At 72.7% G+C, this 26,229-nt stretch carries 24 protein-coding genes and 1 pseudogene; 10 read left to right on the forward strand and 15 right to left on the reverse strand.

Features of this window, described 5'->3' with window-relative positions:
* Nucleotides 1-94 precede the first annotated feature (94 nt).
* The 3 genes from AB0M76_RS28865 (at nt 95) to AB0M76_RS28875 (ending at nt 3,736) form a co-directional block, all read left to right on the forward strand.
* Nucleotides 95-1,555, forward strand: coding sequence for an HtaA domain-containing protein (locus AB0M76_RS28865; protein ID WP_365955652.1), 1,461 nt, complete (start codon nt 95-97; stop codon nt 1,553-1,555).
* 80 nt (nt 1,556-1,635) lie between these two features.
* Nucleotides 1,636-3,045 carry an HtaA domain-containing protein gene (locus tag AB0M76_RS28870; RefSeq protein ID WP_365955653.1) on the forward strand — a complete coding sequence of 470 codons (1,410 nt, stop codon included), beginning with the start codon at nt 1,636-1,638 and terminating at the stop codon, nt 3,043-3,045.
* 19 nt (nt 3,046-3,064) lie between these two features.
* Entirely contained in the window at nt 3,065-3,736 is a 672-nt protein-coding gene (locus tag AB0M76_RS28875) for a PhzF family phenazine biosynthesis protein (protein ID WP_266667536.1), read from the forward strand.
* Nucleotides 3,737-3,796: 60 nt separating this feature from the next.
* Here the strand turns inward: AB0M76_RS28875 and AB0M76_RS28880 are convergent, their stop codons facing one another.
* Together AB0M76_RS28880 and map are read right to left on the reverse strand one after the other, a co-directional pair.
* Nucleotides 3,797-4,444, reverse strand: coding sequence for a biliverdin-producing heme oxygenase (locus tag AB0M76_RS28880; protein ID WP_365955654.1), 648 nt, complete (start codon nt 4,442-4,444; stop codon nt 3,797-3,799).
* A gap of 173 nt (nt 4,445-4,617) precedes the next feature.
* A complete protein-coding gene (gene map / locus AB0M76_RS28885; protein ID WP_365955655.1) occupies nt 4,618-5,475 on the reverse strand; it encodes a type I methionyl aminopeptidase in 858 nt (285 codons plus the stop codon).
* An 82-nt stretch (nt 5,476-5,557) separates the two neighbouring features.
* Between map and AB0M76_RS28890 the strand changes: the two genes are divergently transcribed.
* Nucleotides 5,558-5,797 (forward strand): hypothetical protein, encoded by a 240-nt coding sequence (locus AB0M76_RS28890; RefSeq protein ID WP_365955656.1) that lies wholly within the window; start codon nt 5,558-5,560, stop codon nt 5,795-5,797.
* Between the two features lie 18 nt (nt 5,798-5,815).
* Here the strand turns inward: AB0M76_RS28890 and AB0M76_RS28895 are convergent, their stop codons facing one another.
* Nucleotides 5,816-6,421: a hypothetical protein gene (locus tag AB0M76_RS28895; RefSeq protein WP_365955657.1), complete on the reverse strand. Its 606-nt coding sequence runs from the start codon at nt 6,419-6,421 to the stop codon at nt 5,816-5,818.
* Nucleotides 6,422-6,536: 115 nt separating this feature from the next.
* Here AB0M76_RS28895 and npdG point away from each other — a divergent pair, with 115 nt between their 5' ends.
* On the forward strand, nt 6,537-7,265 hold the full coding sequence (gene npdG, locus AB0M76_RS28900) for an NADPH-dependent F420 reductase (RefSeq protein ID WP_365955658.1): 729 nt from the start codon (nt 6,537-6,539) through the stop codon (nt 7,263-7,265).
* A 182-nt stretch (nt 7,266-7,447) separates the two neighbouring features.
* On the opposite strand, the pseudogene AB0M76_RS28905 reads toward npdG, so the two are convergent.
* A pseudogene (locus AB0M76_RS28905) lies at nt 7,448-8,116 on the reverse strand (TerD family protein); the annotation flags it as partial.
* 190 nt (nt 8,117-8,306) lie between these two features.
* Between AB0M76_RS28905 and AB0M76_RS28910 the strand changes: the two are divergent.
* Nucleotides 8,307-8,492, forward strand: coding sequence for a hypothetical protein (locus tag AB0M76_RS28910; protein ID WP_365955659.1), 186 nt, complete (start codon nt 8,307-8,309; stop codon nt 8,490-8,492).
* A 23-nt stretch (nt 8,493-8,515) separates the two neighbouring features.
* On the opposite strand, the gene AB0M76_RS28915 is transcribed toward AB0M76_RS28910, so the two are convergent.
* On the reverse strand, nt 8,516-9,316 hold the full coding sequence (locus AB0M76_RS28915) for a site-2 protease family protein (protein ID WP_365955660.1): 801 nt from the start codon (nt 9,314-9,316) through the stop codon (nt 8,516-8,518).
* Between the two features lie 73 nt (nt 9,317-9,389).
* Between AB0M76_RS28915 and AB0M76_RS28920 the strand changes: the two genes are divergently transcribed.
* Entirely contained in the window at nt 9,390-12,722 is a 3,333-nt protein-coding gene (locus tag AB0M76_RS28920; RefSeq protein WP_365955661.1) for a BTAD domain-containing putative transcriptional regulator, read from the forward strand.
* 59 nt (nt 12,723-12,781) lie between these two features.
* On the opposite strand, the gene AB0M76_RS28925 is transcribed toward AB0M76_RS28920, so the two are convergent.
* The 3 genes from AB0M76_RS28925 to panB form a co-directional block, all read right to left on the reverse strand.
* Nucleotides 12,782-13,633: an ABC transporter permease gene (locus tag AB0M76_RS28925; RefSeq protein WP_365955662.1), complete on the reverse strand. Its 852-nt coding sequence runs from the start codon at nt 13,631-13,633 to the stop codon at nt 12,782-12,784.
* Nucleotides 13,630-14,664: an ATP-binding cassette domain-containing protein gene (locus tag AB0M76_RS28930; RefSeq protein WP_365955663.1), complete on the reverse strand. Its 1,035-nt coding sequence runs from the start codon at nt 14,662-14,664 to the stop codon at nt 13,630-13,632. Before AB0M76_RS28930 ends, AB0M76_RS28925 begins: the two co-directional genes overlap by 4 nt.
* Before the next feature lie 112 nt (nt 14,665-14,776).
* The gene (gene panB, locus AB0M76_RS28935) at nt 14,777-15,637 is read right to left on the reverse strand and encodes a 3-methyl-2-oxobutanoate hydroxymethyltransferase (RefSeq protein WP_266629775.1); all 861 of its coding nucleotides are present in this window, start codon (nt 15,635-15,637) and stop codon (nt 14,777-14,779) included.
* 340 nt (nt 15,638-15,977) lie between these two features.
* Between panB and AB0M76_RS28940 the strand changes: the two genes are divergently transcribed.
* Complete coding sequence (locus AB0M76_RS28940) at nt 15,978-17,006, forward strand: endonuclease/exonuclease/phosphatase family protein (protein WP_365955664.1); 1,029 nt, start codon at nt 15,978-15,980, stop codon at nt 17,004-17,006.
* 63 nt (nt 17,007-17,069) lie between these two features.
* Here AB0M76_RS28940 and AB0M76_RS28945 read toward each other — a convergent pair whose 3' ends face one another.
* The 4 genes from AB0M76_RS28945 to AB0M76_RS28960 all read right to left on the reverse strand — a co-directional run bounded on the left by AB0M76_RS28945 (nt 17,070) and on the right by AB0M76_RS28960 (nt 22,507).
* Nucleotides 17,070-18,824, reverse strand: coding sequence for an NAD+ synthase (locus tag AB0M76_RS28945; protein WP_365955665.1), 1,755 nt, complete (start codon nt 18,822-18,824; stop codon nt 17,070-17,072).
* A gap of 64 nt (nt 18,825-18,888) precedes the next feature.
* Complete coding sequence (locus tag AB0M76_RS28950; protein ID WP_365955666.1) at nt 18,889-20,112, reverse strand: DUF4190 domain-containing protein; 1,224 nt, start codon at nt 20,110-20,112, stop codon at nt 18,889-18,891.
* 125 nt (nt 20,113-20,237) lie between these two features.
* A complete protein-coding gene (locus AB0M76_RS28955) occupies nt 20,238-21,857 on the reverse strand; it encodes a multicopper oxidase family protein (protein ID WP_365955667.1) in 1,620 nt (539 codons plus the stop codon).
* A 113-nt stretch (nt 21,858-21,970) separates the two neighbouring features.
* Nucleotides 21,971-22,507: a hypothetical protein gene (locus AB0M76_RS28960; protein WP_365955668.1), complete on the reverse strand. Its 537-nt coding sequence runs from the start codon at nt 22,505-22,507 to the stop codon at nt 21,971-21,973.
* Nucleotides 22,508-22,578: 71 nt separating this feature from the next.
* On the opposite strand from AB0M76_RS28960, the gene AB0M76_RS28965 reads away from it, so the two are divergent.
* Entirely contained in the window at nt 22,579-23,307 is a 729-nt protein-coding gene (locus AB0M76_RS28965; RefSeq protein ID WP_365955669.1) for a DUF998 domain-containing protein, read from the forward strand.
* Nucleotides 23,304-24,266: an alpha/beta hydrolase gene (locus AB0M76_RS28970; RefSeq protein WP_365955670.1), complete on the forward strand. Its 963-nt coding sequence runs from the start codon at nt 23,304-23,306 to the stop codon at nt 24,264-24,266. Before AB0M76_RS28965 ends, AB0M76_RS28970 begins: the two co-directional genes overlap by 4 nt.
* Here the strand turns inward: AB0M76_RS28970 and AB0M76_RS28975 are convergent.
* The 3 genes from AB0M76_RS28975 to AB0M76_RS28985 all read right to left on the reverse strand — a co-directional run bounded on the left by AB0M76_RS28975 (nt 24,251) and on the right by AB0M76_RS28985 (nt 26,174).
* Entirely contained in the window at nt 24,251-24,670 is a 420-nt protein-coding gene (locus AB0M76_RS28975) for a CBS domain-containing protein (RefSeq protein ID WP_365955671.1), read from the reverse strand. The two genes, AB0M76_RS28970 and AB0M76_RS28975, sit on opposite strands and share 16 nt — an antisense overlap.
* 122 nt (nt 24,671-24,792) lie before the next feature.
* Nucleotides 24,793-25,524 (reverse strand): DUF305 domain-containing protein, encoded by a 732-nt coding sequence (locus AB0M76_RS28980; protein WP_365955672.1) that lies wholly within the window; start codon nt 25,522-25,524, stop codon nt 24,793-24,795.
* Complete coding sequence (locus AB0M76_RS28985; RefSeq protein WP_365955673.1) at nt 25,521-26,174, reverse strand: DUF3105 domain-containing protein; 654 nt, start codon at nt 26,172-26,174, stop codon at nt 25,521-25,523. The genes AB0M76_RS28980 and AB0M76_RS28985 overlap by 4 nt, the downstream gene beginning before the upstream one ends.
* Nucleotides 26,175-26,229: the final 55 nt, after the last annotated feature.

A 26,229-nucleotide genomic window follows, 5' to 3' on the forward strand; every position in this document is an offset into this window, starting at 1 on the left:
TCGGGCTGAGGTTCCGGGGAGTCGGGGGTTCCCCTCCGACTGGAGGTAGCTTAGGTTAGCCTAACCTTATTAACCAGACCCGGAAGGGGCATTCATGCCCTCGCGACCCGCCCGCGCATCCGCAGTCGCCCTGTTGGCGGCCCTGGCGGCCCTGTTGGGCGCCTTGCTCCCGGCCACCGCCGCCCATGCGGCCGGCCGCACCGTGCAGGGGGGCCGGCTCGACTGGGGCGTCAAATCGTCTTTCCAGAGTTATGTCACCGGTCCGGTCGCGAAAGGCTCTTTCAAGCTGAAGAACGGTGCCGCCACGGTCGGCGGCAGCCTGTTCCGCTTCCACTCGGCCACCGGTTCCTACGATCCGGACACCGGCGCCTTCGAGGCCGCCTTCACCGGCGGCGTCGGCTTCCAGGGCCACCAGAAGCCGGACGGCTCGTATGAACTGGACCTGACGGTCAGCCGCCCGACCATCAAGATCAACGGCGGCAGCGGCACCCTCTACGCGGACGTCTCCAGCAAGGCCAAGGACACCGGCGCGGTCAGCACCCAGACCCAGGTGCCCTTCGCCACCCTCGGTCTCGGTGGCGTCGACATGAAGGGCGGCGGCAGCCCGATCGCCCTGACCAACATCCCGGCCACCCTCACCGACCAGGGCGCCAAAGCCTTCGCGGGCTACTACTCGGCGGGCGCGCAGCTCGACCCCGTCTCGCTCTCCGCCGACGTCAAGGCCGCCCCGGCCGCCGAGACCCCGCCGTCCCCGAGCGCCCCGGCCCAGGCCCCGCAGGACCCGCAGGCCGCCCAGGGCGCGTTCGCCGACGCCGCCGTCGACTGGGGTGTCCGGCGCACGTTCCGCGAGTACGTCACCGGTTCCGTCGGCCAGGGCAAGTGGGTCCTCGCGGAGGGGGCCCAGGACGGCGGCGCGCTGTTCCGCTTCCCGCAGGGCAAGGGCGCGTACGACGGCCGGAAGGGGACCCTCGACGCCGCCTTCGCCGGCACGGTCCACTTCACCGGCGCCCATCTGGACCTGAAGCTCGGCAAGCTGGGCGTCAAGGTGGAGAACGGCAAGGGCGTCCTGTCCGCCGACGTCACCACCGGCGGCGAGACGAAGAACGCCGTCGCGCTCGTCGAGTTCGACGCCAAGGGGCTGAAGACCGAAGGCGCCCTCGCCACCCTCACCGAAGCCCCGGCCACCCTCACCGAGGGCGGCTCGCAGGCCTTCAAATCCATGGCCATTTCTTCTGTGTATGCGGCGGGCACCGAGATGGACCCCGTCTCGCTCGCCGTCGCACTCGACGCCACTGCCAAGCTGCCGGCCCTGCCCGACCTGGGCTCCACGGCCTCGCCCGCCGCGCCTGCGGCCCCCGGAGCGTCCGCCGCTCCCGCCGCGAGGGAGGAGGAGTCCTCGAACACCGGGCTGTACGCCGCCCTCGGGGTGGCCGTCCTGGTCCTGGCCGGCGGCGCGGCCTACCTCGTGCTGCGCCGCAACCGCCGTACGGAGGCCGCACCGGCCGCACCGGCCGGCCCGGCCGAGTCCGCGGACGCGCAGCAGCCCAAGCCCTGACCGCCTGCTCGCCCGCCCCGACAGCCCTTGCACCTCACCCCCGTCAGCCACCCCCCGTCGCCTTTCAGGAGGCTCCTGCAATGTCCTCGTCCCACCGCCGTCCGCTCGTCCTCGCGGCCGCCGTTGCCGCCGCCACCGCACTCGGCGCCACCGCCTTCGTCCTGCCCGCCACGGCGGCGGACGGTCCCCCGACGTCGCCGGTGAAGATCGTCGGCGGCACCCTCGACTGGGGTGTGCTCGCCGGCTACCGCGCCTACGTGACCGGCATGGCCAAGGGCACCATCACCGTGGCGGACGGCGCCAAGCAGAACGAGGACGGCAGCCTGCGCCTCGGCGAGCCGACCGGACAGTACGAGCCCGCCGCCGGCCACGTCGTGAAGGCCGCCTTCAAGGGCAGCGTCACCTTCTCCTCGCCCGCCCCGCCGGCCGGCCACGGCTTCGAGGTCAAGCTCTCGGACTTCCGCATCGACACCGGGACCAAGAAAGTCACCGCGGACGTCACCAAGGGCAGCGCCACGACCCAGGACGTGCCGCTGGCCGCGGTGGCCTTCGCCGGCCAGTCGATGAACGGCCTCGCGACCACCCTCACCAAGGAGGCCGCGGACGCGCTCGGTTCGGCCTCGTACGAGAACAAGGCGGGTGACCCGCTCACCGCGAAGCTGGAGTTCGAGAAGCCCGCCCCGACCGCCCCCTCACCGACCCCCACGAAGTCGGAGTCCCCCTCCCCGACCCCGACGAAGTCGGCAACCCCCTCCGCAACGCCCACGGTTCCGGCCGACGGCCCGCAGAAGATCCTCAGCGCCAAGCTGACGTGGGGCGTGAAGGAGTCCTTCCGCAAGTACGTCCTGAGCACGGGCTCGATCACCCCGGCCGGCGGCGCCGCCAAGAACGGCGATCTCTTCGACTTCGCCCTCGGCAAGGGCGAACTCGACGCGAAGAAGCAGACGCTGAACGCCTCCTTCGAGGGCAGCCTCCGCTTCCAGTACGCGGCCCACGGCATCGACATGACCTTCGCCAACCCCCGCGTCGCCGCCGTCGGCAAGACCGGCACCCTCTACGTGGACGTCAAGAACGCCTCCGGCAGCAAGACGGACGTCCCGTTCGCCACGCTCGACCTGTCGAAGACGGACTACAAGACCAAGGGCGGCGTACTGGCGCTGAACGCGGTTCCGGCCGCCTTCACCGCCGAGGGCGCGGCCTCCTTCGCCAACGACACCACCGGCTCCATGTACAAGGCGGGGGACGCGGTGGACCCGCTCAACCTCTCCGTGGCGGTGGACAAGGACGCCACCCTCCCGACGGGCGGCCCCACCCCGAACACCGGCAGCACGGGCGGTACGGGGGTCGCGGCCGCCACCGTCGGCGGGAGCCTCGCCAGCACCGGCGCCGAAGTCCCGGCCGGAGCCCTGCTCGCCACTTCGGGTGCGGTCGTCGCGGCCGGTGCCGGCGCGGTCTTCCTCGCACGCAGGCGGCGCGCCGTCCAGATCTGAACCGTGTTTCAATTTCAGCGTGAACGATCTCGATGTGCTCAAGGTCTTCTGCGCGGGGGACGGGCGGCACGGCAACCTGCTCGGCGTCGTCCGTGACGGCCGGACCTGCCCCGACGACGCGTCGCGGCAGGCGCTGGCCGCCGAACTCGGCTACAGCGAGACGGTGTTCGTCGACGACCCCGAGCGCGGGGTCGTCGACATCCGCACACCCGGGACGCGGATGTCCTTCGCCGGCCATCCGCTGGTCGGGGTCGCGTGGCTGCTCGACGTAGAGGAGCTCCAGCCGCCGGCCGGCTCCGTATGGGCCCGTGACGACGGGGAGTTCACCTGGATCACGGCCCTCCCCGAGTGGGTCGAGGGCAAGCGCACCGAGCAGTACGCGAGCCCCGCCGAGGTCGACGCGCTGCCCGCGCCGCCGCCCGGCGAGGGCTGGCTGTACGCCTGGGCCTGGGAGGACGAGACCGCGGGCCGCATCCGGGCCCGCGGCTTCCCGCGCCGCCCCGACGGGGTCATCGCCGAGGACGAGGCCACCGGATCGGCCGCGATACTGCTGACCGCCGAGCTGAACCGCGCCCTGAACATCACCCAGGGCGCGGGCTCCCAGATCCTCACCGCGCCCGGCCCGGACGGCACCGTCGAGATCGGCGGCCGCGTCCGCTTCGCGAAGCTGCCCGAGGCGCGGACCGAGTAGGCACGCACCGCGGGGTCCGCACCGAGTCGGTGCGGACCCCGCGGTGGAAACCGGAGCGCGTCAGGCGCTCAGCGGGAACTCCCTGCCCAGTTCGCGGAAGACCGCGCCGTTGAAGTCGAAGGCGCGCTTGCACTCGTCGATGATGCGCTGCTTCTCCAGGTCGTCCGCGGCGATCGCGTCCAGCAGCTCGCGGTAGGTCCGCTTGAAGGCCGCGGGATTGGCGATGTCCGCGAAGACGTAGAACCGGACACCGTCGCCCTTGCGCGTGAAGCCCCACGTCCGCTCCGCCTTGTCGCGGATGATCTGGCCGCCGGAGAGGTCGCCCAGGTAGCGGGTGTAGTGGTGCGCGACGTACCCGCCGGGCCAGGTGGCCGCGCACTGCGCCACGCGGGCCGCGTAGGACTCGGTGGCGGGCAGCGCGATCAGGGTCTCGCGCCAGGACGGCCCGCGCAGGTGCGCCAGGTCGCGCTCGATCTCGGCGACGCGCATGAGCTCGGGCTGTATGAACGGGCCGGCCACCGGGTCGTCCTTCAGGGCCTCGGCCGCGTCCTCCAGGGCCCGGTACACGAACCACAGCTGCTCGGTGTAGCGGGTGTACGCGTCCACCCCGAGCCGGCCGCCGAGCAGGTCGCTCATGAAGGTCGAGGTCTCTGCCTCGGTGTGCTGCTCGTGCGACGCGACGCGGATGACCGTAGAGAAGGCGTCCAAGACAATCCTCCGGAGACGGGACGAGGAGGCGGGCGGGCCCACCGGGCGTGACGGCACGTCCGTCACGCCCGATCCTCGTGCTTAGGCTTACCTAAGTCAATGTCTTCCCGACGCCTTGTCGGTAAAACACATCCGGCGAAGATTCTCCGACGGGTACTCCGGCTCTCCGGTGTTTACGGCAGGGTGAGGATCTCGGCTCCCGTGTCCGTCACCACCAGTGTGTGCTCGAACTGCGCGGTGCGCTTGCGGTCCTTCGTCACGACGGTCCAGCCGTCGGCCCACATGTCGTACTCGTGCGTGCCCAGGGTCAGCATCGGCTCGATCGTGAAGGTCATCCCGGGCTCGATGACCGTCGTGGCGTGCGGGCTGTCGTAGTGCGGGATGATCAGGCCGGAGTGGAAGGACGAGTTGATGCCGTGCCCGGTGAAGTCCCGGACCACGCCGTAGCCGAAGCGCTTCGCGTACGACTCGATGACCCGGCCGATCACGTTGATCTGGCGGCCCGGCTTCACGGCCTTGATCGCCCGGTTCAGGGCCTCGCGGGTGCGCTCCACCAGCAGCCGCGACTCCTCGTCCACCTCACCGCACAGGTACGTGGCGTTGTTGTCGCCGTGCACGCCGCCGATGAACGCGGTGACGTCGAGGTTCACGATGTCGCCGTCGCGCAGGACGGTGGAGTCGGGGATGCCGTGGCAGATGACCTCGTTGACCGAGGAGCACAGGGACTTCGGGAAGCTCCGGTAGCCCAGCGTCGACGGGTAGGCGCCGTGGTCGCACATGTACTCGTGCGCGACCCGGTCCAGCTCGTCGGTGGTCACCCCCGGGGCGATCAGCTTGGCGGCCTCTTCCATCGCCTGGGCGGCGATCCGGCCGGCGGTGCGCATGGCCTCGATGGTCGCGGCCGACTGCACCTCCGGTCCGGTGTACGGAGTGGGCGCGGGCCTGCCCACGTACTCGGGCCGGCGGATGTTTCCGGGAACGGAACGGGCGGGAGAGAGCTCGCCTGGTACGAGCAGCGACTGGCCAGACATGCAAGCGAGTGTATCCAGCGGGGATGGGGCAGCATGGCGGCAGAGAGCGGTATCGAGAGGTATCGAGAGGAGCCCGAGGACGATGGCCCTGTTCAAGAAGCGTCAGGTGGGCAAACCCGGCGAGTGGTACTACTGCCTGGTCCACCACAAGGTCGAGGAAGGCCCGGAGTGCCCGGCGAAGGACCGTTTCGGCCCGTACGAGTCGCCGGAAGAGGCGGCCCGCGCCATGGAGACCGCGCAGGAACGCAACCTCGAATGGCAGACCGACCCCAAGTGGAACGACAAGTCCCGCGACGAGGACGAGGGCACGGCCGCCCCCTAGGGCCGGGGGCCCGAAGGTCTACCAGCGGCTGGGCGGCGGCGCGGTCAGCTGGTCGGCCAGCCGCGCCAGCCGGTCCCGCAGCCGCCGCGGCCCTCGCTGCACCGGCGGGCCGTTCTCCCCGGCCGCCGCGCTGACCAGGTGCTGCACGGTGTCCAGGTCCAGCTCGCCGGCCCCTTCCCGTACGGACAGGGCGTCGTGCGCGAGCGCGGCGAGATCCGGATCCCCACCGTCCAGGGACAGTACGGTCGCCCCCGAGCGCCGGGCGTCGTGCACCCGCTCCAGCAGCCCCGCCCCGGGCTCCTCCGGCGCCACCACCAGCAGGGTGTGTCCGCGCCGGGCCGCCTCCAGCCGGCCCAGGCCCACCGACAGGTGCGCCGGCTCCCCGGGCAGCACGCGGTGGCGTACGAGCGTGGGCGCCAGCTCCGGCAGCCCGGACCAGGCGGCCTCGTCCACCAGGTGCGCCGCCAGGTGCCAGGGCTCGTACTGCTCGGTCCCCACCAGCAGCAGATTCCCGCCGGCCGGTGCGACGGAGCGCCGCAGCGATCCGGCGAAGCGGCGCGCGGCACCGGGCCACTGCGTACCGGCGAGCACCTCACGCAGCAGCGCGACCCTCACGGCGTCCATATCGGCATCCTGCCGCACGGAGGGGACATACGGGAGTGCTTCGCCCCGCTTCGCCCGGCCGGGTGCGGCCCCGTTCCCGTTCGACTCTGCGGATCCCGGCATTACCCTCGCCCCCATGACCTCCTCAGACAGCACTCAGACTTCCCCCGCGACGGCGCCGGCCAAGGCGCCGGCCAAGGACCCGTGGGACCTGCCGGACGTCTCCGGCCTCGTCGTCGGCGTCCTCGGCGGCACCGGCGACCAGGGCCGGGGCCTGGCCTACCGGCTCGCCCGGGCCGGCCAGAAGGTGATCATCGGCTCCCGCGCCGCCGACCGCGCGCAGAGCGCCGCCGACGAACTGGGCCTCGGCGTGGAGGGCACGGACAACGCCGAGTGCACGCGCCGCAGCGACATCGTGATCATCGCGGTGCCGTGGGAGGGCCACGCCAAGACCCTCGAAGCCCTCCGCGAGGACCTCGCGGGCAAGCTCGTGGTGGACTGCGTCAACCCGCTCGGCTTCGACAAGCAGGGTGCGTACGCCCTCCACGTCGAAGAGGGCAGCGCGGCCCAGCAGGCCGCGGCCCTGCTCCCCGACTCCCGGGTGACGGCGGCCTTCCACCACCTCTCGGCGGTCCTGCTCCAGGACGAGTCCGTCGAGGAGATCGACACCGACGTGATGGTCCTCGGCGAATCCCGCGCCGACACGGACATCGTGCAGGCCCTGGCCGGCCGTATCCCGGGCATGCGCGGGGTCTTCGCGGGCCGCCTGCGCAACGCCCACCAGGTGGAGTCCCTGGTCGCCAACCTGATCTCCGCCAACCGCCGCTACAAGGCCCACACGGGCCTGCGCGTCACGGACGTCTGAGGCGGCCGCCCCTGTGCCGGGCGGCCTTTGAAGCGGCCGCCGGTCACAGGGGACTCCGTCAGCCCCGGCTGCTGCCGGCGCGCGCCTCGACGGGGCCCAGGTGCGCCACCACCCCCTGGTAGAAGCGGTCCACGGCCTCGTCGACGCTGCGGATGAACCCGGACTCGGTGTTGCCGCGGGTGCTCCTTGTCGCTCTTCAGCGTCGGGACGGGGAACAGCCGGGCCGGGCGCCAGGAGTCGTTCTCGGCGAGCGAGTTCCTGGCCACCTTGGGCAGGGTGACCTTCTTCCTGGTCGTACGGGGGCTCCGGCCACGGGTCTGGGCGGGCACGGCGGCGGTGCCCTCGGCCGCCGGCGCGACGGGCCCGGCCGGGGCTGCGGGCGGCACCGGCCCGGCCTTCGCCGCAGGCGCGCCCTGGGCCGCGGGTTCGGCATCGCCGTCGCCCGCACCTTCGCCCTTCGCGCTCTCCCCGCCCTCCCCGCCCTCCCCGCTGTCCTCGGTCTCCTCGAGGACGGAGATGCCGAAATCCGTGGCCAGACCGGCCAGTCCGGTCTCGTAGCCCTGCCCGACCGCGCGGAACTTCCACTCCTCGCCGCGGCGGTACAGCTCACCGAAGATGAACGCGGTCTCCACGCCCGCGTCGTGGATGGAGAACCCGACGAGCGGTTCGCCGGCCCGGTCCGCGACCGTCATCCGCAGGTCGTCCAGGTCACCGAAGCGTGCGCCGCCGTACTGACTGGCCGCCACCACGATCCGGGCGACCCCCTCGGGGACGGCGGTGAGATCCACACTGATCCGGTCCTCGTCACCGCTGCCGGTCGGCGTCTTCCCCAGCAGCTGCACGCTGCTGTTCCGTCGTGCTTGTCGCGCGAGATGTGCGGCGCGCCCCCGGCGAACCGTAGCGGCGTGCTGCGCGGGAGATGGGGAAACGACGAAAAAGGGGTCGGAAGCGGAATGCGCGGGGCTTTACGGGAGCACTGCAGGGCATGGGGGACACTGGAGGGGCTCGACCCCGTACCGTGTCGCCGAGGAGCTGTTCCCCATGCCCCGCCTTGCCCTGTTCGCCATCGTCGTCTGCGCGCTGTCCGTGGCCGCGGCCGTGGTCGCCTTCGTGGAGGGCAGCTTCCTGGGGATCATCTGGGTGCTGCTGGCCGGGCTCACGTCCAACATGGCCTGGTACTACCTGCGCAAGGCGAAGGCCGAGAAGGCCGCGCGCTCCGTGGGCTAGGCAACGGCTAGGCAGGCGCGGTCCTACGACTGCGGGGCCGTGCAGAAGCCGTTCGCGTCCTGCCAGAAGCGGTAGAGGTCGCGGCCGCAGTAGGTCTCCAGGTCGGACACGCCCAGCGTGGACAGCAGATTGCGCACCACGTCGAAGAAGGACTCGTTGACCTCCGGGATCCACAGCAGCGCGAAGACCGCGATCAGCCCGAACGGCGCCAGCGGCGCCACCTCGCGGCGGATCCGGTACGAGAGCCAGGGCTCGATGATCCCGTAGCCGTCCAGGCCCGGGACCGGCAGGAAGTTCAGGATCGCCGCCGAGACCTGGAGCAGCGCGAGGAAGGCGAGCGCGAAGCGGAACGGCAGCGGGACGCCGTCGAGGGCGTTCAGCCAGAACGGCGCCGTGCAGACGATCGCGAAGGCCACGTTGGTCAGCGGGCCCGCCGCCGAGATCAGGCTGTGCTTCCAGCGGCCCTGGATCCGGTCGCGCTCGATGTACACGGCGCCGCCGGGCAGGCCCAGTCCGCCCATGATCACGAAGATCACCGGCAGGACGATGCTGAGCAGCGCGTGCGTGTACTTCAGCGGATTCAGCGTCAGGTAGCCCTTGGCCCCGACCGAGAGGTCGCCGCTGTGCAGGGCCGTGCGGGCGTGCGCGTACTCGTGCAGGCAGAGCGAGACGATCCAGGCCGAGGTGACGAAGAGGAACACGGCGAGCCCGGTGCTCGTCGAGTACCCCGTCCACACGGCCCAACCGGTGACCGCCATGACGGCGAAGATGCCGAGGAATACGGAACTGATCTGCCGCTCGCTGCGGACGCCCTGATGACCCATGCGGCGAAACCTACCCCGGACACGGGGCCAAAAGGAGTACGGGGCCGGGGGCGAGGCCAGCGACAATGGGCCGGTGCGTTACGCGATTCTCGGCAAGGCCCAGGCCATCCGCGACGACGGGACCCCCGTCGCCGTCGGCGGAGCGCGCCTGCGGGCGCTGCTGACGGCGCTCGCGCTGCGCCCGGGGCGGGCGGTGCCGGTGCACCTGCTCGTGGCCGAGGTGTGGGACGGGGACCGGCCGGCGGATGCGCCGGCCGCGCTGCAGGCACTGGTGGCCCGGCTGCGGAAGGCGCTGGGACACGGGGCGGTGCGGTCGGCGGAGGGCGGATACCTGCTGGTCGGGGCGCGCGAGGACGTCGACCTGTACCGCTTCGAGCGGCTCGCGCGGGCCGGAGCCGCGGCGCAGGACCCGGCCGAGGCGGCCGCCCTGTACGACGAGGCCCTGGCGCTGTGGCGCGGCCCGGCACTGGCGGATCTGCCGGACCCGGCGGCCGAGTCCGCCCGGTGGGAGGCCGTATGCCTGGACGCGCGCCGGGGCCGGCTTGCGGCGGCCCTGGCCCTGGGCGAGGCCGAGCGCGTCCTCCCGGAGCTGACCGCCCTGTGCGAGCAGCACCCGCTGGACGAGCCGCTCCAGGTCCTACGGATCCGCGCAATGCAGGACGCGGGCCGCCCGGCGGAGGCACTGGCCGCCTACGACACCGTCCGCCGCACCCTCGTCACCCGCCTGGGCACCAACCCGGGCCCCGCCCTCCAAGCCCTCCACGCATCCCTCCTGGCCCCGGCCCCGAGCCCTGCACCGCCCTCCGCCCCGCGCGGCGCGCAGCATCCGGCCGCCGGCCCGGCGCAGCCGGGCCAGGGGCCGGGCGCCGAGCCGGCCGGTGGCCCCGTACCCCCCGGGCAGGGGAACCTGCGGGTGCGGTTGACCAGTTTCGTGGGGCGGGAGGGGGATATCCGGGTCATCCGGGAGGATCTGGCGCGGGCCCGGCTCGTGACGCTGCTCGGGCCCGGTGGGGCCGGGAAGACACGGCTGTCCCAGGAGGCCGCCGAGCGCGCCGCCGTGGCCTGGCCCGACGGCGTGTGGTTCGTGGAGCTGGCTCCCGTGGACGATCCCGAGGACGTCGCCGAGGCCGCGCTCACCGCGCTCGGCGCGCGGGAGACCAAGCTGCGCGGCGCCGCCGCCGAGGAGCTGCGGGTGCTGACCGACCGGGCCGGGGACCAGCCCCTCGACCGGCTCGCGGAGCACTGCGCGCGGCGGCGGATGCTGATGATCCTGGACAACTGCGAGCACGTCGTCGGCGCCGCCGCCGAGCTGGCCGAGGAACTCCTCGCGCGCTGCCCCGGCGTCCGGATCCTGGCCACCAGCCGCGAACCCCTCGGCGTGCCGGGGGAGTTGCTGCGGCCGGTGGAACCGCTGCCCGACCCCGTCGCGCTCCGGCTCCTGGGGGACCGGGGTGCCGCCGCCCGGCCCGGGTTCAGCGTCGAGGACGACCCGGCCGCCGCCGCAGAGATCTGCCGCCGCCTCGACGGGCTGCCGCTCGCCATCGAGCTGGCCGCGGCCCGGCTGCGGCTGCTCACCCCGCGCCAGATCGCCGACCGCCTCGACGACCGGTTCCGGCTCCTGACCAGCGGCGCCCGTACCGTCCTGCCCCGCCAGCAGACCCTGCGCGCCGTCGTCGACTGGTCCTGGGACCTGCTGGACGAGCCCGAGCGCGCCGTCCTGCGCCGGCTCTCCGTCTTCGCCGGCGGCTGCGACGTGGCCGCCGCCGAAGCCGTGTGCGCCGACCCCGACACCCTCGACGTCCTCGGCTCCCTCGTCGACAAGTCCCTCGTCGTCGCCGCCCCCGGCCAGGGCGCCGGCATGCGCTACCGGCTCCTCGAGACCGTCGCCGAGTACGCCGCCGAGCGGCTGGCCGAGGCCGCCGGGGACCGTGCCGACACCGAGCGCCGCCACCTCACGTACTACCGCGAACTCGCCCGCACCACCGAGCCGTTGCTGCGCGGCCGCCGCCAGCGCGAGGCCACGGAGCGGTTCGCCGCCGAGTACGAGAACCTCCGTACCGCCCTGCGCCGCGCCATCGCCGCCCGCGACACCGGCGAGGTGCTCTGCCTGGTCCACTCCCTCACCTGGTACTGGCAGATGCACGAACTGCGCGCCGAATCCCGGCACTGGTCCGATGCCGCCGGCGCGCTCGGCCCCGACCCGTTCCGAGCGCCGGTCACCCCCGCCGAGCCGGTGTACGCACGGCTCGTGGACACGCCCCCGCCGTACACGGGGGAGCTGCTCACCGAGGCCTGGCGCGGCATCCGACTGATCCAGCTCGCCTCCCGCGACCAGACCAACGAGAGCTGGAACGCGCCGGAGATCCGGGACCGGGTCGAGGGGGTCCTCGCCGCCTACCGGCCCGGCCTGCCGCAGACCTGCCGCTACCCCGCCGGCCTGTGGATCTACGCCGTGATGATCGCCGGGGACTCCGGCCTGCTCCAGCAGGTACTCGACGCCAGCGTCGGCACCGCCCGGGAGCTGGACTACCGCTGGGAGCTGGCCGGCGCCCTCGGGGTACGGGCCAACTGGCTGGCCAACCGGGCCGCCTGGTCCGGAGACGCGGCCCGCGACGCCGATGAGAGCCACGCCCTGTTCGAGTCGCTCGGCGACGACTGGGGCTGCGCCGAGGCACTCTCCGCCCGCGCCGAATCCCGCGAGAAGCGGGGCGAGTACGCGGCGGCCGCCGACGATTTCCGAGCCGCGATCGAGCACGCCGAGCGGCTCGGTGCCCTGTCGCAGGTCACGATCCTGCGCGTGCGGATGGCCGGGACCCTCGTCGAGAGCGGCGCGGTCGCCGAGGCCGAGGAGATCCTCACCGGGATCGTGAGCACCCCCCTCGGCTACGCCAACGAGGCCATGCCGGCCGCCCGGATGTTCCTCGCGGGCGTCTACGGCCGCACCGGCCGCATCCCCGAGGCCCGCCGCCAGCTCCAGCTGCTGCGCGAGGAGTTCGCGTTCGGCGCGTTCGCCATCTTCGACGGGTTCCTGCTCGGCACGATGGCCTGGCTGGAGAACCGGGAGGGCAAGTACGCGGACGCCCTCGCCCTGCTGCGGCAGGCCATGGAGACGGCCCACGACCCCCTCGCCCTGATGGTCGCCCCGCAGATGCCCGCCGTGTACCTGATGACGGCAGCCCTCTCCCACGCCGGCCTCGGCGGCCCGCAGCACGCGTACGACGCCGCCCGGCTGCTCGGCGCGTACCGAGCCCTGCTGCCGTCCCAGCACTTCCCGGTCAGCATGGAACGCGAGGACGCCGCCCGGGCCGAGGAGCTGACGCGCGCCGCGCTCGGGGACGCCGCGTACGCGTCCGCATACGCCGAAGGCGGCGGCCTCACCCTGGAGGAGGCCACCGCCCTCATCTGACCCACCCCCCGTGCGGGGCCCGTCCGGGACGCGATCCGGAACGGACCGGTCGTCCCGGATCAGGTCTTCTGGCGGAACTTTCGGACCGCGAGCGGCATGGTGACCGCCGTGATGGCCACCGACCAGATCAGGGTCACCGTCACCGGGTGGGCGACCGCACCGCCGTTGATCAGGCCACGGGCCGCGTCCGCCAGGTTGGACAGCGGGTTGTAGTCCGTGAAGGTCTGCAGCCAGCCGGGCATCGTCGAGGGCGGGGCGAAGATCGAGCTGCCGAACTGCAGCGGCATCAGGACCAGCATCGCCATGCCCTGGACTGCCTGCGCGGTCTTCATCGTGAGACCGAGCAGGATGAAGATCCACATCAGCGAGGCGCCGAAGACCGCCGACAGGCCGATCGACAGCAGCAGGTCGAACACCGAGGTCTTGATCGACAGGCCGAGCATGAAGCCCACGGTGAGCAGGATCGCGATGGCGACCATCATGCGGCCGAGCTCGACGACGATCTTGGCGATCAGGACGGACGACCGGGCGATCGGCATGGACCGGAAGCGGTCCATCACACCCTTCTTGAAGTCGTCATTGACGCCGGTGCCGACGCCCATGGCGATGTTCATGCCCATCATGGCCATCAGGCCCGGGACGACGTAGTTGACGTACGCCTCCTGCTGGCCCTTGCCGGAGATCGCACCGCCGAAGACGAACACGAACAGCAGCGTGAAGATGATCGGCATGAACAGGACGTCGAACATCGACTCGGGGTCCTGCTTGATCTGCAGGGCGTTGCGGCGCACCAGGGCGCCGATGTGCCGCAAGTTGGCGCGCAGGCCGATCCGGCCCTCGCCGGAGCGGACGTCCACCGGGGCCGGAGCGGGCGCGGTGGGAGCGGGCTTCGTCGTGGTTACGGTGCTCATGCCGCGACCTCCTCGGTCTGCTCGGTGGGAACGGAGTCCTCGACGGAGGTGGGCCGCTGGCCGGTGATGGCCAGGAACACCTCGTCCAGGCTGGGCAGGTACGTGCCGAGATCGGCGATCGCGTACCCGCGGGCGGCCAGCAGGCCGACCACGGCGGTCAGCTGCTCGTCGCTCAGGATCGGGACCAGCAGCACGCCCTCGTCGGGCACGGCCTGCGAACCGGCCACGCCGTCGAGCCCGGCCTCCGCCAGCGCACGGGCCATGCCCGGCAGGTCGGACGCGGCGACGGGGCGGATCTTCAGGGTCCGGCCGCCGACCCGGGCCTTCAGCTCGTCGACCTTGCCGTTGGCGATGACCTTGCCCTTGTCGATGACCGTCAGCTCGCTCGCGAGCTGCTCGGCCTCCTCCATGTACTGGGTGGTGAGCAGGACGGTGGCCCCCTCGGCGACCATCCGCTGCACCTCGTCCCACACCTCGTTGCGGGTACGGGGGTCCAGGCCGGTGGTCGGCTCGTCCAGGTACAGCACGGCCGGGCGGCCGATCATGGAGGCGGCCAGGTCGAGCCGGCGGCGCATGCCGCCGGAGTAGTTCATCGCGGCCTTCTTGGCGGCGTCGGTGAGCGAGAAGCGCTCCAGCAGCTCGTCGGCGCGCGACCGGGCGTCCTTGCGGGACAGGTCGAGCAGCCGGCCGATCATGTAGAGGTTCTCCCAGCCGGAGAGCTTCTCGTCGACCGAGGCGTACTGGCCGGTCAGGCCTATGGTGCGGCGCAGCTGCCGCGGCTGGCGGACCACGTCGTAGCCCGCGACGGTCGCGGTCCCGGCGTCCGGGACGATCAGGGTGGAGAGGCAGCGTACGAGGGTGGTCTTGCCGGCGCCGTTGGGCCCGAGGACCCCGAGGACGGTGCCCTCGCGGACGTCCAGGTCGACACCGTCCAGGGCTTTGGTCTCGCCGTAGTGCTTGACCAGTCCCCGTACCTCGACGGCGTTCGAGCCGTTCAGGGGATTCTTGTCGTTTCGCGTCATGGGCACCATGGGACCACCCGCCACCGACAACGCACCGACAGCGGACCGACAGGCAACCGACAGGAAGCCGACAGCCCGCCGACGACGCGTCGGCGGGCTGTCGGACAGGGCGCTTATTCGATCAGTGGAAGCTGTGCTCGGCCTGCGGGAACGTTCCGCCGACCACGTCCTCGGCGAAGGCCTTCGCCGCGTCGCCCATGGTCGCGCGGAGGTTCGCGTACTGCTTCACGAACTTCGGCATCTTCCCGCCGGTCAGGCCCATCATGTCGGTCCACACCAGCACCTGCGCGTCGCACTCCGCGCCCGCGCCGATGCCGACCGTCGGGATGTGCAGGGACCGGGTGACCTCGGCGGCCAGCTCGGCCGGAACCAGCTCCAGCACGACCGCGAAGGCGCCCGCGTCCTGCGCCGCCTTGGCATCGCGCAGCAGCTGGTGCGCGGCCTCGTCGCCGCGGCCCTGCACCCGGTAGCCCATGGCGTTCACGGACTGCGGGGTCAGGCCCAGGTGGGACATGACGGGGATGCCGGACTGCACGATCAGCTCGGTCTGGTGCAGCGAGCGCTCGCCGCCCTCCAGCTTCACGGCCCCGACGCCGGCCTCCTTCACGAGGCGGGTGGCACTGCGCAGCGCCTGCACGGCGCCTTCCTGGTACGAGCCGAACGGCATGTCGCCGATGACCAGGGCCCTGCTCGTGCCGCGTACGACGGCCGCCGAGAGCATGGTCATCTGGTCCATCGTCACCGGGACCGTGGAGTCGTAGCCGAGGTGACAGTTGCCCATGGAGTCGCCGACGAGGATGACCGGGATGCCGGCCTCGTCGAAGACGGACGCGGTCATCGCGTCGTAGGCGGTGAGCATGGGCCACTTCTCGCCGCGCTCCTTGGCGAGGGTGAGGTCGCGGACGGTGATCCGCCGGGTGCCCGTGCCTCCGTACAGGGTGGGGGAGGCGGCTTCGCGGGCAGGCGAAACGGCATGCGTCATTGCAACTGCTCCTTGATGTCATCTCGAGGCGCCCTTACGGCGTCCCCGGACTCACCCACCATGGTGGCACCTGCCCGGGCCGTGGCGAAAGTGGCGCGAAGACCTGTGCGTCACACTCCTGGCTCACACCAGGACCACTCCTGGCCCCTTCATGGTCCCCTCTGCGGCGGTTCGACGCGCGCGAGAGCCAATGTACGCGTTTCGTGACAAGCGGAACCTCGGCCACACGGCCGTTCGTCCTCCCGGACGTACGGCCGGAACAACGGCACGGAAGGCTGCGTCCATCGCCTAGGGTCAAGGAGCGGGGACGGAGCGCAAGCACGGCAGCGAGGGCAGTGGCATGGCACAGGCGTACATGACGGAGACGGGGAACGGCGGCTCGGAGCCCGAGCCCTCCGGATCCCGCCTCCGGCGCCGACTGGCCGGGCTGCGCAGAGACCGGGGCATCTGGCGGCGCGGGATCGTGACCGCGGCCCTGGCCGCCCTGACCTCGCTCGTCATGATCTTCCACGCCGAGCTGCCGAACGACGTGGGCAACCTCGGCAGCCTCACCGAGACCTTCCTGCCCTGGCTGGGGCTGGCCGTGCCGCTCCTGCTCGTCGCCGCCGTCGTCCGCAAGTCCGCCACCGCGCTGATCGCGATACTGCTGACGGCCGTCGTCTGGGTGAACCTCTTCGGCAGCCTGGTCCTCGACAAGTCCGGCTCCGGCGGCAACCTGATGGTCGCCACCCACAACGTCGACGCCGACAACCCCGACCCGCGCGGCACCGCAGCCCGGGTCGCGAAGTCCGGGGCCGACATCCTGGCCCTGACCGAGCTCAAGGGCAGTGTCGTCCCCGTCTACGAGGAGGCCCTGGCGGGCACGTACAAGTACCACTCGGTCGAGGGCACGGTCGGCGTGTGGAGCAAGTACCCGCTGAGCGCCGCCTCGCCCGTCGACATAAAGATGGGCTGGACCCGCGCCATGCGCACCACCGTGGACAGCCCGTACGGCCAGATGGCCGTCTTCGCCGCCCACCTGCCCTCCGTCCGGGTCAAGCTCAACGCCGGATTCACCGCCAACCAGCGCGACAACAGCGCCGGGGCCCTGGGCGCCGCGCTCGCCGCCGAACCGCTGAAGAAGGTCATCCTGCTCGGCGACCTCAACGGCACCATGAACGACCGCTCCCTGTCCGAGGTCACCTCGCAGATGCGCTCCACCCAGGGCGCGGCGGGCGACGGATTCGGATTCAGCTGGCCGGCCCGGTTCCCGATGGCCCGCATCGACCAGATCATGGTCCGCGGGATCACGCCGGAGGGCTCCTGGACCCTCCCGCGCACCGGCAGCGACCACCTGCCGGTCGCTGCGCGGCTGACGGTGAAGAAGTAACCCGCACCTGTTCCGGAAGGGGCCTCGCCGCATCGGCGGCGGGGCCCCTTCGCCGGACACCCCTTACGCCTGTTCGCGCCAGCCGTTCGTGATGGGCAGCCGGCGGTCCTTGCCGAAGCCCTTCGCGGAGATCTTCGTGCCCGGCGGGTACTGGCGGCGCTTGTACTCCGCCGTGTCCACCATCCGCAGCGTCCTGGCGACCAGCTCGCGGTCGAATCCGGCCGAGACGATCGCCTCCATGCCCTGGTCGCGGTCCACGTACAGCTCCAGGATCGCGTCCAGCACCGGGTAGTCCGGCAGTGAGTCCGTGTCCACCTGGCCCGGGCGCAGTTCGGCGCTCGGCGGCTTCACGATGGAGTTCTCCGGGATCGGCGGGGTCTCGCCGCGTTCGGCCGCGGCCCGGTTGCGGTACTGCGCGAGCCGGAACACGTCCGACTTGTAGACGTCCTTGATCGGGCCGTACGCGCCCACCGAGTCGCCGTAGAGGGTGGAGTAGCCGACGGCCAGCTCCGACTTGTTGCCCGGGGCCAGCACGATGTGGCCCTCCTGGTTGGAGACCGCCATCAGCATCGTGCCGCGCAGCCGGGACTGGAGGTTCTCTTCCGCCAGGCCGGTCAGGCCCAGCGAGCCCATGTACGCGTCGAACATCGGCTCGATCGGCACCGTACGGAAGTTCAGGCCGGTCCGGTCGGCCAGATCGGCCGCGTCGCCCTTGGAGTGGTCCGAGGAGTACTTCGAGGGCATCGAGATGCCGTACACGTTCTGCGCGCCGATCGCATCGCAGGCGATGGCGGCGACCAGCGCGGAGTCGATGCCGCCAGAGAGCCCGATCAGGACGGAGCGGAATCCGTTCTTCTTGACGTACGCGCGCAGGCCCACGACCAGCGCGTCGTAGATCTCCTCGTCATCGTCGAGGCGGTCGGCGTAACCGCCGGTGACCACCGGCTCGTACGGCTCCACCGGCTCCTCGGAGAGGACCACGCGGTCGATCCGCAGGCCGTCGTCGACCACGCCCTCGGGGGCGTCGGCCCGCGCCGCGGGCAGGTCGAGGTCGACGAGGACGCAGCCCTCCGAGAACTGCGGGGCGCGTGCGATGACCTCGCCGCTGCCGTCGACGACGATCGAGTCGCCGTCGAAGACCAGCTCGTCCTGGCCGCCGATCATGGCCAGGTAGGCGAGGGTGCAGCCGGCCTCCTGGGCGCGCTTCCGGACCAGTTCGAGGCGCAGGTCGTCCTTGTTGCGCTCGTACGGGGAGGCGTTGACGGAGATCAGCAGGCCGGCCCCGGCGGAGCGGGTGGCCGGGACGCGGCCGCCCTCCTGCCAGAGGTCCTCGCAGATCGCCAGGGCCACGTCGACGCCGCGTACCCGGATCACCGGCTGGGTGTCGCCGGGGACGAAGTAGCGGAACTCGTCGAACACGCCGTAGTTGGGGAGGTGGTGCTTGGCGAAGCGGAGGACGACCTTCCCTCCGTACAGCACGGCGGCCGCGTTCTCCGGGGAACCGGCGGGGCGGCCGAGCCGCGGGGCGGCCTTCTCGGAGCGGTCGAGGTAGCCGACGACGACCGGCAGTTCGCCGAAGCCCTCGGCAGCCAGCCGCTCCGCGAGTTCGAGCAGCGCCGTGCGGGAGGCGTCGACGAAGGAGCTGCGCAGGGCGAGGTCCTCGACGGGGTACCCGGTCAGCATCATCTCCGGGAACGCCACCAGGTGGGCGCCCTGCTCGGCGGAGTGCCGGGTCCAGTGGACGACCGAGTCGGCGTTGGCGGCGATGTTGCCGACCTGCGAGTCGATCTGATTCAGAGCGAGGCGAAGTTGAGGCACGGGGCCCAGTCTAATCGTCTTTCTGACGCGATGTCCTGGGCCCCGCACTTCTCGTGCGTTTCCGTCAGCCGATCGAGCCGCTGAACTTCGCGTTCGGCATCATGATTCCGGGCGAGATGTCGGCGCTGATGCGCTCGGTGCCCTCGGGCACCTCGAAGGCCACGACCCCGCTGGCGGACTCGCCCGGCAGGATGTCGCCCTTGATCATCTTCGGGACGTCGCCGTCGAAGACGAGCTTGGCGGTCATGCCCTTCTCGTCGCGGACGTTGGGCATCGCGTAGATGACGTTGTGCGCGGCGGACGAGCCGTTGGTGATGGTGAGCGTCATCTCGACCGCGTTGCCGACCTGGGAGTACTTGCTCTTCGTGACGTACTTCTTCGGCGTCGAGAGGGTCACCTTGATGCCGTTCGGGTACGTGTACGTCTCGCCGAACGGCAGCGGGGTCGTGATGCCGGGGACCTGCGAGGGCGAAGGCGTGGGCGAGGCCTTCGGGCTCGGCGGCATGCTGCGGCGGAGGTCGGCCGGCGGGTCCCAGTCGTCGTCGAACCGGCCGCCGGCCCTTTCGAGGACGAGGCCGGTGAGGAGGAAGCCGCCGACGGAGGCGCCGAACCCGAGTACGGCGAGGACGGTGCCGACGACGGCCATCGTCTTGCGGCCGGCGCCGTCCGAGGCGCGGACGAGGGCGCCGATGCCGATGCCGATGCCGACCACGGCGAGGAGGGAGCCCGCCCAGAAGACGAACGGGATGAGCCCGACGACCACGGCGGCGATGCCGATGACGAGGGCGGCGACGGCCAGGCCGTTGGTGGCGGACCCGGCGGGCGTGCCCCACGGGTTGCCGGGGCCGGCACCGGGGCCGGCGTGGGCACCCCAGGGGTTGGCGGGCGGCACGGGCGCACCGGGACCGCCGGGCGGCACGGGCGCACCGAAGGAGGGGGCCGGGGGAGCCGCGTGCAGGGGCGCGGTCGGCGGCGCGAAGCCGTCGGTGGGCGCGGGCGGCGCGAAGGCGTCGACGGGGGCGGGCGCGGGTATGGGCTCGTGCTCGGGCTGCGGCGCGGGGGCCGCGGCCGGCTCGGGCTGCGCTTCGGGTTCCGGCGTCGGCGCGGGCTCCGGGGCCGGCTGCGGCGTCGGCTCCGGGGACTTCTGGAGCGAGAGCGGCTGCGCCGGCTCGGGCGTGGAGGGCGTGGAGGGCGCGGAGGGTGCGGAGGCCGGCTCCGGTATGGGCGTGCCCGCGGGCTCCGTCGGCGGACCGGACGGGTTGCTGGGCGGGTTCGGGGGCGTGCTCATACCTGGCGGAAGTCCTCACGGGGGGTGGTGTGCGCGGTGATCACCAAGCGTGCCATGTGCCCCGCATCGCTCCAAGGGGGTTTGGCCCCCGGCCCGCAGGCCGGGGGCCAGACCCCGCGCAGCGGCTACCGCCGATACCCGAGCACCGTCATCATTCCGGCCTCCGCGTGGTACACGTTGTGGCAATGCACCATCCACAGACCGGGGTTGTCGGCGTCGAAGTCGACCGTCAGACTCCTGTTCGGCAGGATCAGCGCGGTGTCCTTGCGCGCGCCGCCCCGGCCGCCGCCGAGCGCGAAGGTGTGCCCGTGCAGGTGCAGCGGATGCCACATCGTTGTCGAGTTGTTGAACTCCAGCCGGACCCGCTCGCCCGCCTTCACCGGGTGCCGCTGGTCCGCCGTGTACGGCTTGCCGTCGAAGGCCCAGTCGTACTTCTCCATCCCGCCGGTCAGCTTGATCCCGATCGTGCGGTCCGGCTCGCGGGCCGCCAGTACGGCGGGCTCGGCGGCGCGCAGCCGGTCCGCCGTCAGCGGCTTCCCGGCCAGCTCGGCGGGCCGGGTCGCGGTGGTGGGCGCGGCCCCCGCCCCCGTGCGCAGCAGGGCGAGCGCGGATGCCGACCCGCCCTTGCCCTCCTTGCCCTCGGCGAGCGCGGTCAGCGGGAACACCCCGTCCTGCGCCGTGACCAGTACGTCGTACCGCTCGCCCATGCCGAGCAGCAGCGAGCCGGTCTTCGCGTGCTCCACCGGGTAGCCGTCGGTGTGGGTGACCGTCAGCTCGTGGCCGCCGAGGGCGATCCGGAAGGCGGTGTCCCCGCCCGCGTTGACGATCCGCAGCCGGATGCGGTCGCCGGGCCTGGCCGTGAAGACCGACGGGTCCTGCGCCGTCCGGCCGTTGACCAGGTAGTGCGGGTACGCGACATCGCCCGGGTCCTTGCCGAGGACGTCGCTCTCCCCGCCCATGAGCAGGCGCGAGGGCCCGCCGCCGGCCGGGGGCTGCGAGGCCGCGCCGCCGTGGCCCGCGTGCCCGCCGCCCGACCGCATGTCCATGCCCTTGCGGAGTTCGGCGAGGACCGCGTCCGGGGTGGAGCCATCGACTCCGTCGAGCCAGTCGTCCAGGACCACCACCCACTCCTTGTCGTACGCGAGGGGCTCCTTCGGGTCCTCGACGATGAGCGGGGCGTACAGGCCGCGGTCCTGCTGGACGCCCGAGTGCGGGTGGAACCAGTACGTCCCCGGGTTCGGGACGGCGAACCTGTACGTGAAGGACCCGCCCGGCGCGATGTCCCGCTGGGTCAGGCCCGGGACCCCGTCCATGTCGTTGCGCAGGGCGAGGCCGTGCCAGTGCAGGGAGGTGGCCTGCGGGAGGTTGTTGGCCAGGGTCAGGGCGAGGGTGCCGCCCGCGGTGACCCGGACCTCCTGGCCGGGCAGCCGGTCCCCGTACGCCCAGGAGCGGACGGTGAGCCCGCCGCCCAGGTCGAGCGGGGTGGCGGTGGCCGTCAGCTTGACCTCGGAGACCGGTCCGGCGGCCTTGCGGGCTGCCTCGGCGGCCTGGACCTCGGGCCCGGCGGGGTCCACGTAGCCGCCCGGCGAGGCGGCGGGGGAGGAGCCGCCGTGGTTCATGGAGCCGTGGTCCGGGCCGGAGCCGTCGGAGCCGTCGGAGCAGGCGGCGAGCAGCGCCGAACCGGCGAGGGCGGCGGAGGCGCCGAGAACGGCGCGGCGGGTGGGACGGCTGGGAAGAGAGCGCATGGAAGCACCTCGTGGTGTGGTCGTACGAGCAGATGGGCGCCGTCTGCTGCCGCCGCTCGGGCCCGGCGCGCGGGGCGCGTGCGGGCATGCGGGAGGCGGCAGCGGGCCCGTCGCTATACGCGCAGTACCGCCAGCCTCGTGAGGAGTTCGCGGGGCGAGGGCGGGTCCGGCCCGCCGGACCGGCCCGGCCCGCGGGCCGCGCCCCCGAGCGGCGCGGCGTCGCGGAGGCCGGCCGGTCCGGCGCCCAGGATCAGCAGGGTGAGTCCGCCGAGTACGGCCAGGCACACCGACATGGGGTCCATGCCGGAGCCGGGCGGCGGGGACTCGGCGGCGGGCCCCCGGTCGTGGGAAGCGTGCGCCGGGACGGTGACCGTGCCCGCGCCCGTGACCATGCCTGTGCCTGTGCCTGTGCCCGCGACTGTGTCTGTCCTGTCTGCGGACGCGTGGTCCGGCGCGTGGACCGGCGTGTGGTCGGCGGCACGCCCGGCCGAGGCAACGGCGACGGCCGGAGCCGCGTCCTCCATGGTGTGGGACCGACTCGGATGGCCCAGGGTGTGCATGGTGACGATGCCCAGGAGCAGCGCAGCGAGCAGCAGCAGCCGGGGCCACCGGGCCGCTCGCCGGTCGGTGCGCAGGGCAGGGCGCGTCATGGGCGGAACCCTACCCCGGGTGGGTATCCGATCGCAGGACCGGGTCCGCCGTGTTGAGGATGATGCGCAGTATGTCCACAGAAGCTGAAAAGGGGCTGAAGGGGCTGAAGGGGCTCTTCGCGAACAGTGCGTGGCCGGTCGCCCTCCTCATCGGCCTGGGCGCCGCCGCGTACACCGCGTGGGTGCTCGAAGTCGTCCTCTCGACCGGCCTGAACCCCATCGAGACGTACGTCAGCGAGCTCGCCGCCCAGGACCAGCCGCTCGGCGGCCTGTTCCGGGCCACCGACTTCACCGCCGGACTGCTCGCCTTCGCGGGCGGCCTGTCGGCCCTGGCCGGGCTGCTGCGCCGCGACGGATCCCGCCGCCCCTGGTCGGTCGTGGGCTGGGCGGGCGTCACCCTCTTCGGCGCGGCCACCGCCGCCGACGCCTGGCTGCCGCTGAGCTGCACACCCACCGTGGACCCCGTGTGCGCGGCCCGGGAGACCGCCGGCCTGGTCCCGGCCACCCATCAGGCGCACGCCGTCAGCAGCAGCCTCGCCATGACCGGCGCCCTCGTCGGGATCGTCGCCCTCACCGTCGCCGCCCGCCGCTACGGCCGGCTCGCCCCGCTCGCCCGCTACGGGCCCGTCCTGGTCGGGCTGGAGCTGCTCGCCACCGCCTGGACCCTGTCCGCCATCGCGCTGTTCACCGCCGGGCGCGGGACCTGGGCGCTCGGCGCCGGGCAGCGGCTGCAGGTGCTGTTCGTGGCGCTCTGGCTGGGCCTGCTCGCGTACTCGGTCCACAAGGAGCGCCGCACATGACACCGCATACGACCGCACAGGGAATCGGCACCGCCCGGACCGGCCGCTTCGTACGGGTGGACGGCGTCCCGCTGCACGTCCTCGTGGTGGGCAGCGGGCCGCCCGTGGTGCTGAGCGCCGGGCTCGCCATGGCCTGGTTCGACTGGGACCGCGTCGCCGCGCTGCTCGTCGCGCAGGGCCGCACCGTGGTCCGCTTCGACCGCCCCGGGCACGGGCTGAGCGCCCCCGCCACCGCTCCGGCGACCGCCGCCGGGGAGGCCCGCCGCATCGCCGGGCTGCTCGACGCGCTCGGCCTGCCCGGTCCGGTCACCGTCGCCGGGCACTCGATCGCCGGGTTCCACGCAGAGGCCTTCGCCCGCCTGTACCCCGAGCGCACCGCCGCCCTGGTCCTGGTCGACACCAGCATCGAGGAGGACCCCCGTACGGTCTGGCCCGCCGGGCTGCGCACCGCCGCCGCCCGCCTGCTCGGCCGGGCCCTGACCGCCGCCGGGCTGCCCGCCGCGCTGGGTCCGCTCGCCCGCCGCGCCGCCGTACGGGCCTCCCGCACCGGCGGCTGCGACCAGGCCCCGCGGGACCTCGTACGCCGCTGCTACCGCACCGGCCGGGTCTGGCGCGGCGCCCTGCTGGAGAACTCCCGCTACCCCGACACCGCCGCCGAGGTCCTCGCGCTGCGGACCGGGCGCCCGCCGGCCGTGCCCGTCACCGTCCTCACGGGGTACGACGGCTCGGCCGGGCGGGGGGCCCTGCGCTGGTGTGAGCGCCAGGCGAAGCTGGCCGACCGGCTCGGCGCCCGCTTCGAGGTCTCCGAACCGGCGGGGCACCTGGTCATGCTGGACCGCCCGGGCCGGGTGGCACGGGCGATCCTGGACGCTGCGGAAAGGGAGCCGGGCCGGGCGGATCAGCCGGGCCGGGCGGATCGGCCGGCTCGGCCGGATCGGCCGGGTCAGCGGCTCGCGTAGACCTTCTCCACGAAGCCCGCCAGCTGGTGTTCGTCGAGGTGCTGGGCCAGGTCGGCCTCGCTGATCATGCCGACCAGCTTCTTGTCCTTGATGACCGGAAGCCGCTTGATCCGGTGGCTCTCCATCTCACCCAGAACGTCGGACACGTCCGCGCCCGCGTCGATCCAGCGCGGGGTGCCCTGGGCCAAGTCGCCGCAGGTCATCTCGGACGGGTTCAGACCCTGGGCCACACAGTTCACGACGATGTCGCGGTCGGTGATGATGCCGCAGAGCCGCTCGGCGGCGTCGCTGATGGGCAGGGCGCCCACGTTGAGCCGGCTCATCAGCTGAGCCGCCTTGTCCAGAGTCGCGGTGGCGGGGATCCACTGGGCCCCGGGGTGCATGATGTCTGCCGCGGTGGTCATTGGTTACCTCCCTGACTGCCGATGCGGCCGGGCGCGGATGCGCCCGCCTTGGCACCCTCCGCAGGCCGGTGGTGGGAGGGCCTGATGAGGGCGCCCTCCCACCACCGTACGGGCGTGGCCCGTCACCCGCGCGGCGCAGCTCCGCGCTGTTTCAGCATGTCCGCCATGAGGGTGAGCTCCGACTGCTGCGCCTCGACCATCCCCCGCGCCAGATCCCGCTCGGCGGGGGTCTTGCACTGCGTCGCACAGCCCTGGGCCATCGCGACCCCGCCCTTGTGGTGGTCGGTCATCAGCTGGAGGTAGAGCACCTCGGCGTCCCGGCCCTCGGCGGCGCCGAGCTGCGCGAGCTCCTCCTTGGTGGCCATGCCGGCCATCAGCGCGCCGGGCTTGGCGGCGGCACCGCCCATGTCGTGCCCGGCCATGTTGGGTCCGCCCGCGTCGTGCCCGCCCGCGTCGTGCCCACCCGTGCCGTGCCCGGTGTGGCCGCCGTGCTGGTCTGCGGATCCCATCCAGGACATCGGCGGCTCGTCGGCCACCACCTTCGGCAGCCCCCACAGGTCCAGCCAGCCCAGCAGCATGCCCCGCTGGTTGGCCTGCGTGTTGGCGATGTCGTACGCGAGCCCGCGCACGGGCTCGTCCTTGGTGCGGTCCCGCACGATGAACGACATCTCGACCGCCTGCTGGTGGTGCACGGCCATGTCCCGGGCGAAGCCCGCGTCCGGTGAGTAGAGGCCCGGCGCGCGGGCCGACGTACCGTCGCCGTCACTGTCGCTCGCGGCGGTGACCGTGGCCCCCGCCGCGAACAGCAGCGCGAGCAGGACGGCGGTCCCGGCCGCCCAGTACGTACGGGTCACTTCTCGGCCAGCCCGCTGGTGCAGGCCGCACCCGGCTCGGGGGTCTGCGGGCCCTGCACGTACTTGGTGAAGAACTGCGCGACGCGCGGGTCGTCCGCCTTGTCCACCGTCAGCTGCTTGCCCCAGGCGCTCAGCATGATCGTGCCGGCCTGCTCCTTGACCGGGCTCATCAGCGTGTACGGGGTCTTGGCCACGGTCCCGGCGAGCGCGTCGAGGTCGCCCTTGGCGGCCTTCTCGTTGTACGTCACCCAGACCGCGCCGTGCTCCAGCGAGTGGACGGCGTTGACCTCGGGGACCGGGTTCTTGTAGACGTCGCCGTTGCAGTTCATCCAGCGGGGGCTGTGGTCGCCGCCGACCGGCGGGTTCATCGGGTACTTCACCGGGGTTTCGACGTGGTTGCGGCCCAGCGCCTTCGCGTCCCAGGTCTGCTCGCCGTTCACCGGGGCCTTGCGGGCCGCCGCCTCGGCGTCCTTCTTCTCCTGCTTGTCGATCAGCACCCACGCGCCGAAGCCGATGAGCCCGGCGGCGACGGCCACCGAGACCGTGATCGCGATGGCCGCGTTGCGCCGGTCGCGGGCCCGCTCGGCGCGGCGCATCTCGGCTATGCGGGCCTGGGGGGAGTTGCTGTCGTACGGGGTCCTGCTGGCCATGTGCCCTGAATCCTTCTGCTGAGGGGGGTGGAGGGATGGATCCGGTGGAGCGCGG

Origin of the sequence: Streptomyces sp. NPDC051364, assembly GCF_040682115.1 — a bacterium.
Taxonomy (GTDB): domain Bacteria; phylum Actinomycetota; class Actinomycetes; order Streptomycetales; family Streptomycetaceae; genus Streptomyces.

Coding starts and splice junctions, on each gene's coding strand:
- AB0M76_RS28925 (WP_365955662.1), bottom strand. CDS start 13,633: ATGAGCACCGTAACCACGACGAAGCCCGCTCCCACCGCGCCCGCTCCG.
- AB0M76_RS28910 (WP_365955659.1), top strand. CDS start 8,307: ATGCCCCGCCTTGCCCTGTTCGCCATCGTCGTCTGCGCGCTGTCCGTG.
- AB0M76_RS28930 (WP_365955663.1), bottom strand. CDS start 14,664: ATGGTGCCCATGACGCGAAACGACAAGAATCCCCTGAACGGCTCGAAC.
- map (WP_365955655.1), bottom strand. CDS start 5,475: ATGTCTGGCCAGTCGCTGCTCGTACCAGGCGAGCTCTCTCCCGCCCGT.
- AB0M76_RS28965 (WP_365955669.1), top strand. CDS start 22,579: ATGTCCACAGAAGCTGAAAAGGGGCTGAAGGGGCTGAAGGGGCTCTTC.
- AB0M76_RS28915 (WP_365955660.1), bottom strand. CDS start 9,316: ATGGGTCATCAGGGCGTCCGCAGCGAGCGGCAGATCAGTTCCGTATTC.
- AB0M76_RS28940 (WP_365955664.1), top strand. CDS start 15,978: ATGGCACAGGCGTACATGACGGAGACGGGGAACGGCGGCTCGGAGCCC.
- AB0M76_RS28970 (WP_365955670.1), top strand. CDS start 23,304: ATGACACCGCATACGACCGCACAGGGAATCGGCACCGCCCGGACCGGC.
- panB (WP_266629775.1), bottom strand. CDS start 15,637: ATGACGCATGCCGTTTCGCCTGCCCGCGAAGCCGCCTCCCCCACCCTG.
- AB0M76_RS28895 (WP_365955657.1), bottom strand. CDS start 6,421: ATGGACGCCGTGAGGGTCGCGCTGCTGCGTGAGGTGCTCGCCGGTACG.
- AB0M76_RS28985 (WP_365955673.1), bottom strand. CDS start 26,174: ATGGCCAGCAGGACCCCGTACGACAGCAACTCCCCCCAGGCCCGCATA.
- AB0M76_RS28890 (WP_365955656.1), top strand. CDS start 5,558: ATGGCCCTGTTCAAGAAGCGTCAGGTGGGCAAACCCGGCGAGTGGTAC.
- AB0M76_RS28865 (WP_365955652.1), top strand. CDS start 95: ATGCCCTCGCGACCCGCCCGCGCATCCGCAGTCGCCCTGTTGGCGGCC.
- AB0M76_RS28950 (WP_365955666.1), bottom strand. CDS start 20,112: ATGAGCACGCCCCCGAACCCGCCCAGCAACCCGTCCGGTCCGCCGACG.
- npdG (WP_365955658.1), top strand. CDS start 6,537: ATGACCTCCTCAGACAGCACTCAGACTTCCCCCGCGACGGCGCCGGCC.
- AB0M76_RS28960 (WP_365955668.1), bottom strand. CDS start 22,507: ATGACGCGCCCTGCCCTGCGCACCGACCGGCGAGCGGCCCGGTGGCCC.
- AB0M76_RS28955 (WP_365955667.1), bottom strand. CDS start 21,857: ATGCGCTCTCTTCCCAGCCGTCCCACCCGCCGCGCCGTTCTCGGCGCC.
- AB0M76_RS28870 (WP_365955653.1), top strand. CDS start 1,636: ATGTCCTCGTCCCACCGCCGTCCGCTCGTCCTCGCGGCCGCCGTTGCC.
- AB0M76_RS28975 (WP_365955671.1), bottom strand. CDS start 24,670: ATGACCACCGCGGCAGACATCATGCACCCCGGGGCCCAGTGGATCCCC.